The organism is Streptomyces sp. NPDC046931, from assembly GCF_040644655.1.
In the GTDB taxonomy this organism is placed as follows: domain Bacteria; phylum Actinomycetota; class Actinomycetes; order Streptomycetales; family Streptomycetaceae; genus Streptomyces.
The window spans coordinates 353,567-369,134 of record NZ_JBEYWX010000004.1; the positions used below are offsets into that span (position 1 = coordinate 353,567).

12 protein-coding genes and 1 pseudogene are annotated in these 15,568 nt (G+C 72.4%); 6 read left to right on the forward strand and 7 right to left on the reverse strand.

Annotated features, from left to right (window positions below):
• Nucleotides 1-5: 5 nt before the first annotated feature.
• From ABZ876_RS11330 to ABZ876_RS11340, 3 genes are read right to left on the reverse strand one after another with little or no spacing between them, the layout of a single operon-like run.
• Nucleotides 6-1,604: a carboxyl transferase domain-containing protein gene (locus ABZ876_RS11330; RefSeq protein WP_361777857.1), complete on the reverse strand. Its 1,599-nt coding sequence runs from the start codon at nucleotides 1,602-1,604 to the stop codon at nucleotides 6-8.
• Nucleotides 1,601-3,292: an acyclic terpene utilization AtuA family protein gene (locus ABZ876_RS11335; RefSeq protein WP_361777860.1), complete on the reverse strand. Its 1,692-nt coding sequence runs from the start codon at nucleotides 3,290-3,292 to the stop codon at nucleotides 1,601-1,603. Before ABZ876_RS11335 ends, ABZ876_RS11330 begins: the two co-directional genes overlap by 4 nt.
• Entirely contained in the window at nucleotides 3,289-4,083 is a 795-nt protein-coding gene (locus ABZ876_RS11340; RefSeq protein ID WP_361777863.1) for a TIGR03084 family metal-binding protein, read from the reverse strand. The genes ABZ876_RS11335 and ABZ876_RS11340 overlap by 4 nt, the downstream gene beginning before the upstream one ends.
• Before the next feature lie 160 nt (nucleotides 4,084-4,243).
• On the opposite strand from ABZ876_RS11340, the pseudogene ABZ876_RS11345 reads away from it, so the two are divergent.
• Nucleotides 4,244-4,480: pseudogene (locus ABZ876_RS11345) on the forward strand (helix-turn-helix transcriptional regulator); the annotation flags it as partial.
• A 149-nt stretch (nucleotides 4,481-4,629) separates the two neighbouring features.
• On the forward strand, nucleotides 4,630-5,583 hold the full coding sequence (locus ABZ876_RS11350) for an EamA family transporter (RefSeq protein WP_361777866.1): 954 nt from the start codon (nucleotides 4,630-4,632) through the stop codon (nucleotides 5,581-5,583).
• 27 nt (nucleotides 5,584-5,610) lie between these two features.
• Here the strand turns inward: ABZ876_RS11350 and ABZ876_RS11355 are convergent, their stop codons facing one another.
• Nucleotides 5,611-6,735 carry a peptidoglycan bridge formation glycyltransferase FemA/FemB family protein gene (locus ABZ876_RS11355; RefSeq protein ID WP_361777869.1) on the reverse strand — a complete coding sequence of 375 codons (1,125 nt, stop codon included), beginning with the start codon at nucleotides 6,733-6,735 and terminating at the stop codon, nucleotides 5,611-5,613.
• A gap of 114 nt (nucleotides 6,736-6,849) precedes the next feature.
• A complete protein-coding gene (locus ABZ876_RS11360) occupies nucleotides 6,850-9,819 on the reverse strand; it encodes an FAD-binding and (Fe-S)-binding domain-containing protein (RefSeq protein ID WP_361777872.1) in 2,970 nt (989 codons plus the stop codon).
• Between the two features lie 240 nt (nucleotides 9,820-10,059).
• Between ABZ876_RS11360 and serC the strand changes: the two genes are divergently transcribed.
• Nucleotides 10,060-11,178: a phosphoserine transaminase gene (gene serC, locus ABZ876_RS11365; protein WP_361777875.1), complete on the forward strand. Its 1,119-nt coding sequence runs from the start codon at nucleotides 10,060-10,062 to the stop codon at nucleotides 11,176-11,178.
• 76 nt (nucleotides 11,179-11,254) lie between these two features.
• Here serC and ABZ876_RS11370 read toward each other — a convergent pair whose 3' ends face one another.
• Complete coding sequence (locus ABZ876_RS11370) at nucleotides 11,255-12,235, reverse strand: WD40 repeat domain-containing protein (RefSeq protein WP_361777878.1); 981 nt, start codon at nucleotides 12,233-12,235, stop codon at nucleotides 11,255-11,257.
• 140 nt (nucleotides 12,236-12,375) lie between these two features.
• On the opposite strand from ABZ876_RS11370, the gene ABZ876_RS11375 reads away from it, so the two are divergent.
• From ABZ876_RS11375 to ABZ876_RS11385, 3 genes are all read left to right on the forward strand, one after another.
• Nucleotides 12,376-13,050, forward strand: a complete 675-nt coding sequence (locus ABZ876_RS11375; protein WP_361777881.1) for an SGNH/GDSL hydrolase family protein — start codon at nucleotides 12,376-12,378, stop codon at nucleotides 13,048-13,050.
• 95 nt (nucleotides 13,051-13,145) lie between these two features.
• Nucleotides 13,146-13,733: a Uma2 family endonuclease gene (locus ABZ876_RS11380; protein ID WP_361777884.1), complete on the forward strand. Its 588-nt coding sequence runs from the start codon at nucleotides 13,146-13,148 to the stop codon at nucleotides 13,731-13,733.
• Between the two features lie 62 nt (nucleotides 13,734-13,795).
• Entirely contained in the window at nucleotides 13,796-14,788 is a 993-nt protein-coding gene (locus ABZ876_RS11385; protein ID WP_361777887.1) for an aldo/keto reductase, read from the forward strand.
• A 156-nt stretch (nucleotides 14,789-14,944) separates the two neighbouring features.
• On the opposite strand, the gene thpR is transcribed toward ABZ876_RS11385, so the two are convergent.
• The gene (thpR, locus tag ABZ876_RS11390; RefSeq protein ID WP_361777890.1) at nucleotides 14,945-15,538 is read right to left on the reverse strand and encodes an RNA 2',3'-cyclic phosphodiesterase; all 594 of its coding nucleotides are present in this window, start codon (nucleotides 15,536-15,538) and stop codon (nucleotides 14,945-14,947) included.
• Between the last annotated feature and the right edge of the window lie 30 nt (nucleotides 15,539-15,568).

Genomic DNA, 15,568 nt, shown 5'->3' on the forward strand with positions numbered 1-15,568 from the left:
GGGCCTCACATCCGGAAGACGCCGAATCCGCCACGCGCGCCCTCGTAGGGCGCCGTGTGGATCGCGGACAGGCACAGGCCGAGGACGGTGCGGGTGTCGCGGGGGTCGATGACCCCGTCGTCGTACAGCCGCCCGGACAGGAACATCGGCAGGGACTCGGTCTCGATCTGCTGCTCCACCATCGCGCGCAGGGCGGCGTCCGCGTCCTCGTCGTAGGGCCGGCCTCTGGCGGCCGCGGACTGGCGGGCGACGATCGACAGGACGCCGGCGAGCTGCTGGGGGCCCATGACGGCGGACTTGGCGCTGGGCCAGGCGAACAGGAAGCGCGGATCGTACGCCCGCCCGCACATGCCGTAGTGCCCCGCCCCGTACGAGGCGCCCATGAGCACGGACAGGTGCGGGACCCGGCTGTTGGACACCGCGTTGATCATCATCGCGCCGTGCTTGATGATGCCGCCCTGCTCGTACTCCCTGCCGACCATGTAGCCGGTGGTGTTGTGCAGGAAGACCAGCGGGATGTCCCGCTGGTTGGCCAGCTGGATGAACTGGGCGGCCTTCTGGGACTCCTCGCTGAAGAGCACCCCCTGGGCGTTGGCCAGTACCCCGACCGGGTAGCCGTGCAGGGTGGCCCACCCGGTGCACAGGCTGGTCCCGTACAGCGGTTTGAACTCGTCGAAGTCCGAGCCGTCGACGACACGGGCGATGACCTCGCGCGGGTCGAAGGGCACCTTCAGCTCGCCGGGCACGATGCCGAGGAGTTCCTCCTCGTCGTACAGGGGAGGGAGCGCGGGGACGGGATCGGGGTACGCCTTGCGGTGGTTGAGGCGGGCGACCACGCGACGGGCCTGGCGCAGGGCGTCCCGCTCGTCGACGGCGTAGTAGTCCGCGAGGCCCGACACGCGCGCGTGCATCTCGGCGCCGCCCAGGGACTCGTCGTCGCTCTCCTCGCCGGTGGCCATCTTCACGAGCGGAGGTCCGCCGAGGAAGACCTTGGCCCGCTCCTTCACCATGATCACGTGGTCGGACATGCCGGGGACGTAGGCCCCGCCGGCGGTGGAGTTGCCGAAGACGACGGCGACGGTGGGGATCCCGGCGGCGGACAGACGGGTCAGATCCCTGAAGATCGCGCCGCCGGGAATGAAGATCTCCTTCTGGGAGGGCAGGTCCGCGCCCCCGGACTCCACCAGGCTGATGCAGGGCAGCCGGTTGGCGAGCGCGATGTCGTTGGCCCGCAGCGCCTTCTTCAGGCTCCACGGGTTGCTGGCGCCGCCCCGCACGGTGGGATCGTTGGCGGTGATCAGGCACTCGACACCCTCGACGACACCGATGCCGGTGACGAGCGAGGCGCCCACCGCGTGGTCGCTTCCCCAGGCGGCCAGGGGCGACAGCTCCAGAAAGGGGGTGTCGGGATCGAGAAGCAGTTCGATCCGTTCACGGGCGAGGAGCTTGCCACGCCCGCGGTGCCGCTCGACGTACTTCTCGCCGCCTCCCGCCAGTGCCTTGGCGTGTTCGGCGTCCAGCTCGGCGAGCTTGGCGAGCATGGCCTCGCGGTTGGCCCGGTACTCCGGGCCACCCGTGTCCAGGGCCGAGGCAAGGACGGTCACAACAGGTCCTCCGGTATGTCCAGGTGGCGGGCGCGCAGCCATTCGCCCAGGCCCTTGGCCTGCGGGTCGAAGCGGTGCTGCGCGGCGACGCCCTCGCCGAGGAGTCCCTCGACGACGAAGTTCACGGCGCGCAGGTTCGGCAGGACGTGGCGTACGACGGGCAGGCCGGCCGTCTCCGGCAGGAGTGCGCGGAAGCGGTCGACGGTGAGCGTGTGGGCGAGCCAGCGCCAGGCCGGGTCGGTGCGCGCCCACACTCCGACATTGGCGTCGCCGCCCTTGTCCCCGCTGCGGGCCCCCGCGACCAGACCGAGGGGTGCCCGGCGGACCGGGCCCGGCGGCAGCGGTTCGGGCAGGGGCGGCTCCGGCACGTCCTCGAGGTCGCGGGTGTCCCGGGCGGGGGTCACGGGGATCCGCCGCCCGTCGTGGAGCACCGCCACATGGCCGACGGTGTCGCGGTCCACATGGGCCGCCTCGAAGACCCCGTAGGGGGAGCCCTTGCCCGGTGGGGCGACCACGTGGAAGCCGGGGTAACTGCCGAGCGCCAGTTCGATCGCAGCGCCGCCGACCGCCCGGCCCACGGCCTCCTGTTCGGGGGAGCGCACGACCATCCGCAGCAGGGCGCTCGCCGTCTCCTCGGTCGGGGCGTCGGGGTGGTCGGTGCGGGCGAGGTCCCAGCGCACCTCGGCGGGCCGGGCCTTGGCCGCCGCCAGGGCCTCCTCCATCTGGGTCCTGACGTACGCGGCCTTGGCCTCGATGTCGAGCCCCGTCAGCACGAAGGCGACCTCGTTGCGGAAGCCGCCGAGCCGGTTCAGGCCGACCTTGAGCGTCGGGGGCGGCGCCTCTCCGCGCACGCCCTCGACGCGCACCCGGTCGGCCCCCTCCCGGGTGAGCCGGACGGTGTCGAGGCGGGCGGTGACGTCCGGGCCCGCGTACCGGGCGCCGGTCGTCTCGTACAGCAGCTGCGCGGTGACCGTGCCGACGTCGACGACACCACCGGTGCCGTCGTGCTTGGTGATCACGCTGCTGCCGTCCTCGTGGATCTCGGCGAGCGGGAAGCCGGGGCGGCGCAGAGTCGCGGGCGGGTGCTCGGTGAAGAAGGCGTAGTTGCCGCCGGTGGCCTGCGTCCCGCACTCCAGGATGTGGCCGGCGACCACGGCGCCGGCCAGCCGGTCGTACTGGTGCGGCGTCCAGCCGAAGTGGGCGACGGCGGGCCCGGTGACCAGTGCGGCGTCCGTGACGCGCCCGGTGACCACGATGTCGGCGCCCTCGCGCAGGCAGGCGGCGATGCCATGGCCGCCGAGGTAGGCGTGGGCGGCGAGGGTGCCGGGGTGGGAGGCGGTGAGGTCGTCGCCCGCGACGTGCGCCACCCGGACGGGGATGCCGAGGCGGTCGGCGAGCTCCCGTACGGCGTCGGCGAGCCCGGCGGGGTTGAGGCCGCCCGCGTTCGTCACGATCCGCACACCCCGCTCCTGGGCGAGGCCCAGGCACTCCTCCAACTGGCCCAGGAAGGTGCGTGCGTAGCCCCCGGTGGGGTTCTTGAGGCGGTCCCGGCCGAGGATCAGCATCGTCAGCTCGGCGAGGTAGTCGCCGGTGACGACGTCGAGCGGGCCGCCGGTGAGCATCTCGCGCAGGGCGTCGAAGCGGTCGCCGTAGAAGCCGGAGGCGTTGCCGATGCGCAGCGGCCTCACGCGGTGGCCCCCTTCGGCGGGCGTCCGGCGCCCGCCGGGCCCGCGAAGGCCTGCGCGATGTCCAGCCAGCGGTCGGCGTCCGGGCCCTCGGCGCGCAGGCCGAGGTCGGCCCGGTGTGCGCGCTGGGTGACCAGGAGGCAGAAGTCGAGGGCCGGACCGGTGACACGTTGCTGGGCGTCATCGGGGCCGTACGCCCACACGTCTCCGGACGGGCCGACGAGTTCCACACGGAACGGATCGGCGGGGGCGGGCAGTTCGTTGACCGCGTAGGCGAAGTCACGGGTACGGAAGCCCAGTCTGGCGATGTGCCGGAGCCGGTCGCTCGAGGTGGGCGGAACACCGAGCGCGTCCGCCACGTCCAGGCCGTGGGCCCAGGTCTCCATGAGACGGGCGGTGGCCATGGAGGCGGTGGACATCGGCGGGCCGTACCAGGGGTGACGGGCGCCGTGCGGTGCCTCGCGCAGGGCCCGGTCGAGCGCCGCACGGCTCTCGCGCCACTCGGCGAGCAGTCGCGCGGGCGGCAGCGCGGCTCCCTCGCGCGCGGCCTCGTCGACCCAGGTACCGGGCGACCGGAGCGCCTTCTCGACCTCCGCCGCGAACGCCTCCGGCTCCGTGACGGCCACCAGGGCGGCCCGGTCCGTCCAGGCGAGATGCGCGATCTGATGGGCGACGGTCCAGCCCGGGGCGGGCGTGGCGAGCGCCCAGCGCTCCTCACCCGACTCGGCGACCAGCCGGTCGAGTTCCTCGCCCTCCCGGCTCAGATCGTCGATCACTGACGACACGTCGGACACGATGCGCTCCCCTCGGGGCACGACGGTGTGCGTGGCGGTGCGCTGAGGAGCATGGCAGCGGGCCAGGAAACAATCAAGCATGCTTGCACGGATTTTGTTTCCACATCCCGCCACCCCTGTGTGCGGATATGGCTACTCTGCGTGATGGGAGGTGGTCGGCATGCGAAGCCGTGAACTCGACCCGAGCGCGTCGCCGTTGGACTACTACGGCTATGAGCTGCGCAGGGCGCGGGAGGCAGCGGGTCTCACGTTGGCACAGCTCGGGTCGGTCGTCTTCCGCACCGGGTCACTGATCGGCCAGATCGAGACGGCCGCGAAGGTGCCCCAGCGGGACTTCTCGGAGCGGCTGGATGCGGCGCTGGGGACGGACGGGTTGTTCTCGCGGTTGGTGGGGCAATGAACCCGGGCGGGGCTCCGGATGCCACGGTCTGACAGGCCTCTCGGACGGATTCGTCAAGGGTTCACACACCCGGTCGAGTGCACTACCCTGGACCGTTAGGTACAGCATGCTGCACAATCCCCGACTCGAATCCCCCGGAAGGCCCCGTGAACCCCGCCGGCACCGCCCCCTCCTCCCCGGCCCCGGCCGCGACCGCGCCGAAGTCCGCGCCGTCGTCGCCTCGCGGGCCGGGCCGTCGCGGTTCTCTCGGGCCCGTGGGGCTGGTGCTCGCGGGAGGCGTCTCCGTGCAGTTCGGCGGGGCGCTCGCGGTGAGTCTGATGCCGCGGGCCGGCGCGCTCGGCGTGGTCACCCTGCGGCTCGTCGTGGCGGCCGGGGTGCTGCTCCTGGTCTGCCGGCCCCGGTTGCGCGGGCACTCGCGCGCCGACTGGGGCACGGTGGTCGTCTTCGGCATCACCATGGCCGCGATGAACGGCCTCTTCTACCAGGCCGTCGACCGCATTCCACTGGGCCTCGCCGTGACGATGGAGGTCCTCGGCCCGCTGGCCCTGTCGGTGCTCGCCTCCCGCCGGGTGGTGAACCTGGTCTGGGCGGGCCTCGCCCTGGCCGGAGTCTTCCTCCTGGGCGGCGGAGGCTTCGGCGACCTGAACACGGCGGGTGTCGCCTTCGCCCTGTCGGCGGGCGCGATGTGGGCGGCGTACATCGTCTTCAGCGCCCGTACCGGACGGCGTTTCCCGCAGGCCGACGGGCTGGCGCTGGCGATGGGGGTCGCCGCGTTGCTGTTCATGCCGCTGGGGATCGCCGAGTCGGGCACCAAGCTGCTCGTACCGACGACGCTCGGGCTGGGCGCGGGCGTGGCGATGCTCTCCTCCGTGCTGCCCTACACCCTCGAACTCCTCGCCTTGCGCCGGCTGCCCGCCTCCACGTTCGCGATCCTGATGAGCCTGGAACCGGCGCTCGCGGCGACCGCCGGATTCCTGGTCCTCGGCCAGTCCCTGACCACGACCCAGGCGGTGGCGATCGCCCTGGTCATCGCGGCGAGCATGGGCGCGGTCCGGACCCAGACCCGCCGGGCCGCGCCTCTGGCCCAGCCCGAAGCCTGATCCGGCCCGCCTCGGCCTGACCCGGCCTCACCGGCGGGACATGTACAGGTTCAGTGCCTTGTGCAGCAGCCGGTTGAGCGGGAAGTCCCACTCGCCCAGGTACTCCGCCGCATGCCCGCCCGTGCCGACCTTGAAGCGGAGGAGGCCGAGAAGGTGGTCGGTGTCCTCCAGGGTGTCGGTGATGCCGCGCATGTCGTAGACGGCGGCGCCCAGCGCGTGGGCGTCGCTCAGCATCCGCCACTGGATCGCGTTGCTCGGCTGCACCTCGCGTCTGCGGACGGTGGAGGCGCCGTACGAGTACCAGACGTGTGTGCCGACCCTCAGCATCGTCGCGGCGGCCAGCACCTCCCCGTCGTGATGGGCGAGGTAGAGCCGCATGCGGTCCGGGTGCTCCGCCGTCAGCGCGGTCCACATCCGCCGGAAGTACGGCAGCGGGCGCGGGATGAAACGGTCGCGTTCGGCGGTCTCCGTGTAGAGGGCGTAAAAGGCGGGCAGATCGCCGTAGCCGCCCTGGACCACCTTCACGCCCGCCTTCTCGGCCTTCTTCACATTGCGGCGCCACTGCTGGTTGAGGCCGCGGTGGACCTCGTCCAGCGTCCGTCCCGCGAGCGGCACCTGGAAGACGTACCGGGGCTGTCCGGCCGCGAAGCCGTCCTCACCGCCCGGTTCCGCCTGCCGCCAGCCCATGCGGCGCAGCCGGTCGGCCACCTGAGACGCGCCGGGTTCCTCCTCGGTCGACGGGACGTCCCCCAGCCGCCGCGCCGCCGGGTCGGCGATCGCCGCCTTGACAGCCTCGGCGCTCCAGCGGCGCACCAGCACGGGCGGGCCCATCTTCACCGAGAAGGCGCCGCGGCTCCTCAGACAGTCGAGCAGTGGCGCCAGCCACCGGTCCAGGTCCGGTGCGTGCCAGTCGATCACCGGGCCCTCGGGCAGATACGCCAGGTAGCGCCTGAGCTTCGGCAGCGGGCGCAGCAGGACCAGGCCCGCACCGACCGGCCGCCCGCCGCCCTCCTCGAACCAGCCGAGGCTCTCCGCCCGCCAGTCCGGCTTCACCTCGCCCCACGACGGCACCTGCATATGGCTGACCGACGGGCGCGCGGTGACGAAGTCCAGGTGTTCCTCGCGGGAGATCGGGCGGACGCGAAGGGTCATGCGGGGCTCCTCGGTGAGTGACACGGTGACACCGGCACGGCCCCCCGCTCCTCGATCGTGCCGGACACCCGCCGACCCTTCATCCCGGCCAGGGGGATTTCACCGCGCTGGCCGTCACCCGCCGGTTGCCCTCCCGGTGCCTTTCCCGGTTCCCCCCAAGCCGGCCCCGGTCCTTCCCAGCCCTTCCGGGCCGGTCCCGGTCCTCTCCAGCCCCTCCGCCAGCACCTCCGCCAGGTGCCGTGCCCTGCGGCCCGCGAGCTGGTCCAGCTGGGTGCGGCAGGAGAAGCCGTCCGCCAGGACCACCGCGTTCCCCGGCGCCGACCGCACCGCCGGGAGCAACTGCTCCTCCGCGCATGCCGTCGAGACCTCGTAGTGGCCCTTCTCGAACCCGAAGTCGCCGGCCAGCCCGCAGCAGCCGCCGCTCAGCTCTCCCGTCAGACCCGCCGCCGCGCGCAGCCGCCGGTCGGCCGCGTCACCCAGGACGGCATGCTGGTGGCAGTGCGTCTGGCCGACCACCGGGGCGTCCACCGCCGGGGGTGTCCAGTCGGAGGCGTACCGTTCCAGGGCTTCCGCGAACGTCACCACCCCCGCCGCCAGCCGGGCGGCGCGCGGATCGTCGTGCAGCAGCTCCGGAAGGTCCGTGCGGAGGGCGGCCGCACAGCTCGGTTCGAGGACGACCACCGGGAGGCCGGCCGCCAGGACGGGTTCCATCAGATCGAGGCTGCGGCGCATGACGGCGCGGGCTCGGTCGAGCTGGCCCGTGGAGACATAGGTCAGGCCGCAGCAGACCCGGCCGTGGCGCGAGGTCGGCCGGGCGGGCCGGCTCCGTACCGCCGGCGGCAGCAGTACCCGCAGGCCCGCCGCCTCCAGCACCCGTACGGCCGCCATGCCGACGGACGGTGACAGATGCTCGGTGAACGTGTCCGGCCACAGAACGACCCGGGCGGCGGCGGGCGCCCCGGCGCCCGCCCAGTCCCGGCGCGCCGCCCGGCGGCGCCACCACCGGGTGAACGTCTCCCGCGCCAGAGGCGGTATCCGCCGCTCGGGGGCGATGCCCGCCATCCGCTTGGCGAGTGCGGCGGCCGGGCCCAGGGACGCGAGCGCGTTGACCGCCGGCGCCGTGCGGGTGCGGGCGACGGCCCGCAGCCACAGCGGCAGCCACCCCATCGCGTAGTGCGCGGCCGGTCTGCGCCGCCCGGCGTAGTGGTGGTGCAGGAACTCCGCCTTGTAGGTGGCCATGTCGACGCCGACCGGACAGTCCGTGCGGCAGCCCTTGCAGGACAGACACAGGTCCAGGGCGTCCCGTACCTCCGTCGACCGCCAGCCGTCGGTGACGACCTCGCCCGCCAGCATCTCGTGCAGCAGCCGGGCCCGTCCGCGCGTGGAGTGCTCCTCCTCGCCGGTCGCCCGGAACGAAGGGCACATGACGCCCGCGCCGGACACCGTCGTGGTACGGCACTTGGCGACGCCCACGCAGCGCCGGACCGCCGCCGAGAAGTCGCCGCCGTCCGCCGGATAACCGAAGGAGACGTCCACCGGTTCACGGGGCAGCACCGCGAACCGGAGGCCCGCATCCAGCGGGGCCGGGCGGACCAGCATCCCGGGGTTGAGCAGGTCGTCCGGGTCCCAGACGCCCTTCGCCCGCTCGAACAGGGCGACCAGGTCCGGTCCGTACATCGCCGGCAGCAGCTCGGCCCGGGCCTGCCCGTCGCCGTGCTCCCCGGAGAGCGAGCCGCCGTGGGAGACGACCAGGGCGGCGAGTTCCTCGGAGAAGCGGCGGAAGCGGGCGACGCCCGCCGGTGACAGCAGGTCGAAGTCGATGCGGACGTGGATGCAGCCGTCCCCGAAGTGCCCGTACGGCGCCCCGTGCAGGCCGTGCTTCGCCAGCAGGCCTCTGAAGTCCCGGAGGTACTCCCCGAGGCGGGCCGGGGGAACCGCGCAGTCCTCCCAGCCCGGCCATGCCTCCCGGCCGTCCGGCCTGCGGGTCGCCGCACCGCTCGCGTCCTCGCGCAGCCGCCACAGGGCGCGCTGCGCGACCGGGTCCGTGACCACCACGGCGTCCGTGACATCCGCGGCCCGGACGATCGCCTCGGCACGCGCGCGTGCCTCGGCCGCGCTCGCGCCGCCCGTCTCCACGAACAGCCAGGCACCGCCGCGCGGCAGCCCCGCCGAGGCCGGTACGAGGTCGGCGGCCATGCCCTCCACGGTCAGCGGGCCCCACGGCAGCAGTCCGGCCGCCGCCTGGGCCGCCGCGCTCTCGTCCGCGTACGCCAGCACGGCCAGGGCCTGGGCGCGCGGAGCCTCGACGAGGCCCACGACCGCCTCCGTCAGCACGCCCAGGGTTCCCTCGGAGCCGCAGAACGAGCGGGCCACGTCCGCTCCGTTCTCGGGGAGCAGCGCGTCCAGCGCGTACCCGGAGATACGGCGCGGGAGGACCGGATATCCCGTGCGCAGCAGCGCCAACTCGCCCTGCACCAAGGGGAGCAGGCCCTCGGGCGCGCCCTGCCCGCCACGGCCCGGCGTGAGCGCCTCGCCCCGCGCGGTGAGCACCGACAGCTCGCGCACGCTGTCCGCCGTGGTGCCCCAGGCCACGGAGTGGGAGCCGCACGCGTTGTTGCCGATCATTCCGCCGAGGGTGCAGCGGGCGTGGGTGGAGGGGTCCGGGCCGAAGCGCAGCCCGTGCGGGGCGGCGGCCTCCTGAAGACGGTCAAGGACCAGACCGGGCTGGACCACCGCCGTGCGTGCCTCGGGGTCGAGGGACACGACCCGGTTCATGAACCGGGTGAAGTCGAGCACCACGCCCGTCCCCGTGGCCTGCCCGGCGATCGACGTGCCGCCGCCGCGGGCTACCACCGGCGCGGCGTGCGCCCGGCACACGCTCAGCACGGCCGCCACGTCGTCCGCGTCCCGGGGGGCGACCACGCCGAGCGGCACGCGCCGGTAGTTGGAGGCGTCCATGGTGTGCAGTGCCCGCGCCGTCGTACGGAAGTCGACGGTGCCGCGCACCACGGCGCTCAGGTCCGCGCACAGCGCGGCGGCGTCCACACCCGTGGCCGCAGGCCGCCGTTCCTCGGGATCCGTCATGGTCCCCAGCATGCCTCCCCACGACGGACCGTGACCGCCCACACCGTCGGGCGAACCCACACCGTCGGGCGAACCTGGAAGCCGGGACGGGGCTGCCCGCGCTCCATGTCCTCGCCGTCCCCGTCGCCCTGCCGGTGCGGCTGACCTGGTAGGTCCTCACAAGTCCACGGGCCGGAGGGCCTCGTCTCATCGAACGGACACGTTTCCGCCCGGTTTCGCCGAGGGGATACGCTCCGGCTCGTGGCTGACATCCAGATTCCTGCTGACCTCAAGCCCGCGGACGGCCGTTTCGGCGCGGGTCCCTCCAAGGTGCGGGTGGAGGCGCTGGACGCGCTCGCCGCCACGGGCAGCTCCCTGCTCGGCACCTCTCACCGCCAGGCCCCGGTCAAGAACCTGGTCGGCAAGGTACGCGAGGGCGTCCGCGAGCTGTTCCAGCTTCCCGACGGCTACGAGGTCATCCTCGGCAACGGCGGCTCCACCGCGTTCTGGGACATCGCGACCCACGGTCTGATCGAGAACAAGTCGCAGCACCTCAGCTTCGGCGAGTTCTCCTCCAAGTTCGCCAAGGCCGCGAAGCTCGCCCCCTGGCTCGCCGAGCCCACGGTCATCTCCGCCGCCCCCGGCACGCACCCCGAGGCCGAAGCGGAGCAGGGCGTCGACGTCTACGCCTTCACGCACAACGAGACGTCCACGGGCGTCGCGATGCCGATCAAGCGCGTCGGGGGCGCGGACCCCGGGTCCCTGGTCCTCGTGGACGCCACCTCCGGCGCGGGCGGCCTCCCGGTCGACATCGCCGAGACGGACGTCTACTACTTCGCCCCCCAGAAGTCCTTCGCCTCCGACGGCGGCCTGTGGATCGGCGTCTTCTCCCCGGCCGCGATCGAGCGCGCCGAGCGGATCCACGCCTCCGGCCGCCACGTTCCGGAGTTCTTCAGCCTTCCCACGGCGATCGACAACTCCCGCAAGAACCAGACGTACAACACCCCGGCCCTCGCCACCCTGTTCCTGCTCAACGAGCAGCTGGAGTGGCTGAACGGCCAGGGCGGCCTGGACTTCGCGGTCCGCCGCACGGCCACCTCCGCCCGGACGCTGTACGGCTGGGCCGAGGACGTGAAGTTCGCGACCCCGTTCGTCGCCGATCCGGCCAAGCGCTCCCAGGTCATCGGCACGATCGACTTCTTCGACGAGGTCGACGCGTCGGCGGTCGCCAAGGTGCTGCGCGCCAACGGCATCGTGGACACCGAGCCGTACCGCAAGCTCGGCCGCAACCAGCTGCGCGTGGCGATGTTCCCGGCGATCGACCCGGCGGACGTCGAGGCGCTGACCCGCTGCATCGACTACGTGATCGAGAAGCTCTGACCTTCCCGGCTCACGACGTGCCGCGCGTACGTCGGCGAGGGGCGCCCGGTGAGCACCGGGCGCCCCTCGGCCGTCTCTACGACTTCCTGCCCAGCAGCCGTTTGAGCCCGAACACCAGCGCAAGGCCCACGGCCAGGACCACGGCACCGACCTTGTAGTCGGCGTTCAGAGGCGTGCCGCCGTCCGAGCCGGCCCGTGAAGTCCCCTTCTGCGAAGGCGATGCGGAACCGCCGGATCCGTGGGCTCCGGGCACGCTCCCGGGCTGCACCGGGCTGTCGGAGCCCTCGCTCCCGTACAGGAGCCTCAAGCCGTCGACGGTGTAGGTGACCGACTCGCCCTGCCGCTGAAGGGGCACCTCGAGGCGGGCCTGCCGCTTGATGCGCCCGCCGTTCCACGCGTAGGCGATACCGCCGAAGTAGCCGCGGACCGCGAACTGTTCACCGTCGGGCGAGAAGGCCGCGTCGGTGGCCCACAGGTCGACGGCGGCGACGGGCCGGAAGACGTTCGTCCCGGTGGACGACAGCCGGGCCGGGCCCTCGTACAGGTGCCCGCCGTCCTCCTTCTTGTCGATGATGTAGACCCGTCCGGTCCTGGGGTGCACCATCAGGGACTCGGCGTCCCGGGGGCCGTTCGCGTACTTCACCACGTACTGGGTGGCGCGGACCGTCTGGTCCTTCAGCACCCTGGGCTCGGGCAGCTGGTAGATCCACACATAGGGCCACCGGCCGCCGAAGTTGTCGCCGATGTCGCCGACGTAGATCTCGTTGCCCGGGCCGATGGAGATCGCCTCGACGTCGCGGGGCCTGCCGACGCCGCGGAGGGTGACGGTGGCGACGGTCTTCCCGGTGCGGCCGTCCACCGCGTACAGGTACGGGCCGTCGTCGCTGTCGTTGTGGGTCCAGTAGATCCCCGGGTGCAGACGCGAGGCGGCGAGCCCGCTGGACTCGGTGATCCGGGGGTCCTTGATGGTGAAGCCGCCGTCCGAGTCGGCGGAGGCGGGTGCGGCGCAGGCACCGGCGAGAAGGGCCCCGGCAAGGAACGCGAGCGATCGACGCATGCCCCAAGCCTGCCATCCGGCGCCCCTGTTCAGCGGCCGGGCGGGTCCGCCCGCCGGTGCCGGGCAGGCGTGTCGATCCTCACACCGGCCCGCCCCATACGTCCCTCCTGTGGCCCACCGTGATCGTCCATGATGAGCGGATGCTCCGGTTCATGCCCGTAGGCGACTCCATGACGATCGGCAGCGCGGGCGAGCACACGTGGCGCTACCGGCTGTGGCGGCACCTGTGCGAAACGTACGACGGCCCGTTCTCGCTCGTCGGCCCGCGCGAGACTCTCCACGACAAGGCCACGGACACGCCGACGTCGTACGCCTACGCCGACCCCGGCTTCCCCCGCGCCCATCTCGCGGGCTGGGGCGAGGGCTGGGTCCATATGGCGCCGCTGATCGGCGGGGCCGTGCGGGAGTCACGGGCGGACGTGCTGCTGGTCTCCCTCGGCCTGATCGACCTCGGCTTCTACACGAACGCCGAGCAGACGGCGGAGAACGCACGGAAGTTCGTGGCGGAGGCACGGCGGGCCAACCCGCGCATCCGTATGGTGCTGCTGCCGGTGATCCCGAACATCCGGGCCGAGGCGGACGCCACGTTCGGGGCCGAGGTCGCGCTCTTCAACGACCTTCTGGCGAAGTCGGTGGCGGACCTCGACGAGCCCCGGTCGCCGGTCCTGCTGGCGTCTCCCCCGCCGTCGTACGACATCCACCGGGACACCTACGACGGCACGCACCCGAACGCGAGAGGCGAGCACAGGATCGCGGAGGCCTTCGTGGATGCGATGTACCAGGGGTGGGGGATCGCCGGGCCTTACTCGGCCTGAACGTATCGACCGAATACGGGCGTGCCTCGGTCACTGTGCGTATCGTTGTACTGCGCGGCCGCACTCGTGCGGAGGGGCGGCCGGGCACGAGCGCCATGACCGTCCTTGACGACAGGATCGAGATGGCCGACGCCAACACCAAGCGTTTGGACGAGTGGTTCGAACGCCTCGAGCGCATGCCCGTCCCCGAAGGCTTCAGGGTCGAGATCGTCGGGGGCAACGTCCACATGACACCGCAGCGTGACACCCACTGGCTGATCATCCGCCACATTGTGCGGGCGCTGGAGGACAGGTTCGGCAGGAACGTCACCGTGTTCTCGGACGTCCGGATCGACTTCCCGGGGCATGAGAACGGCTTCTGTCCTGACGTGGCCAAGCTCGGCGACTCCGCCGAGAAGGACGACGAGGGCCGCTGGCGCTACCAGGATGTCGAGTTCGTCGCCGAAGTCATCTCCGAGGGCACCGCCGCCAACGACTACGGCCCCAAGAAGCGTGCGTACGCCCTCGCCGAGGTCCCCCTCTACGTCATCGCCGACCCGTACCAGGGCAGGTGCCGCATCTACAGGCACCCCAAGGGCGGCGACTACATCACCGAGACGACGGTCCCCTTCGGAGAGGATCTGGACCTCACCGACACCGTTGTCGGCCTCACCCTCGAGACAGCCGGCTTCCCCCGCGACTGACCCGGGCCGCCGCCCAAAACCCCCTTGCCTAGAGCGCACTCCACGCCTTTGGGTAGGCATTCATGAAGTACACGCAGCTCGGACGTACGGGACTCAAGGTCAGCCGGCTCGTCCTCGGGACCATGAACTTCGGTCCGCAGACCGACGAGGCCGACAGCCACGCGATCATGGACGCGGCGCTGGACGCGGGCATCAACTTCTTCGACACCGCCAATGTCTACGGCTGGGGCGAGAACAAGGGCCGTACCGAGAGGATCATCGGCAGCTGGTTCGCCAAGGGCGGCGAGCGGCGCGACAAGGTCGTGCTCGCCACCAAGGCGTACGGCAACATGGCGCCGGACGGCGACGCCTGGCCCAACCACGACAAGCTCTCCGCACTCAACATCCGGCGGTCGGTTGACGCCAGCCTCAGGCGGCTGGGGACCGACTACATCGACCTCTACCAGTTCCACCACATCGACCGCGCCACTCCCTTCGAGGAGATCTGGCAGGCCATCGACGTCCTGGTGCAGCAGGGGAAGATCCTCTACGCCGGATCCAGCAACTTCCCCGGGTACAAGATCGCCCAGGCCAACGAGATCGCCGCCCGCCGGCACGGCACGATCGGCCTCGTCAGCGAACAGTGCCTGTACAACCTCTACGAGCGCCGCGCCGAGATGGAGGTCATCCCGGCGGCGCAGGACTACGGGCTCGGGGTCATCCCGTGGTCGCCGCTGCACGGCGGGCTGCTGGGGGGCGTCATCAAGAAGGAGGTCGAGGGTGGCCGCCGGGCCGGTGGCCGGACCGCCGAGGCGCTCGCCGATCCCGCCGTACGGACGCGGATCCAGGCCTACGAGGACCTGCTCGACAAGCACGGCATCGAGCCAGGCGAGGCGGGCCTCGCCTGGCTGCTGACCCGCCCCGCCGTCACCGGCCCCATCGTCGGCCCCCGCACCGCCGGGCAGCTGGAGTCGGCGCTGCGGGCGGTCGAGCTGGAACTCCCGGAGGAGCTTCTGGCCGGGCTCGACGAGATCTTCCCGGGCCCGGGGCCGTCCCCGGAGGCGTTCGCCTGGTGAGCCGGCACGGCTCCCGGCAGGACGGGCCGGCCGCGCTCCGCATCACCTGCCGAGCGCGGCCGCCACGGCTACGAGGGCGAACATCAGCACAAGCGCACCGGCCATGATCCGGTTCCGGGTTTTCGGGTCCACGTCTTCGAGACTAACCGGCCCGTCCTAGGACCCGTCCGCCGGACCGTGCTCCGCCGGCCGGAGCGGCCAGCGGGCGACCTCCTCATAGCGGGGCTGCTCGCCGGGCACTCCGGACTTCGGCAGATGGCTGCGGACCAGACTCAGCCCGTCCACCGTCCACATGCGGCTGCCGAAGCCGCGCAGGGCATCGACGTAAGGGCGTACGTCCACCGCGTCCCGGCTGCGCGCCACCGTCAGGTGGGCCTTGTAGCGGCGGTGCTCCCCCATCGGTACGCCCGCCTTCCGCGCCGCCGCCTCCGAGCGCTCGGCCAGCAGCCGCAGGGTCGGCAGGTCGCCCTCGGCGCCCGTCCACAGCGCCCGCCCGTGCCCGAACTGTCCGCCGCCCCGCAGCGCGAGCCGGAAGGACGGCGTGCGGCGGGCCGCGCGCTCCAGGTGCGCGGAGAGGTCCGGTACGACCTCCTCGTCGACCTCCCCGTAGAAGGCGAGGGTGAAGTGCCAGCCGGGGCGGCCGGTCCAGCGCAGTCCGTCCGCTCCGGGCAGCCGCTTCAACTCGGCGACTTCTCGGCCCAGTGCCCGGGTGACGTCCTCCGGTGGCAGAAGCGCGGCGAAGAGTCTCATGGCACCAGTCTCCCCGGGGCGACCCCGAAC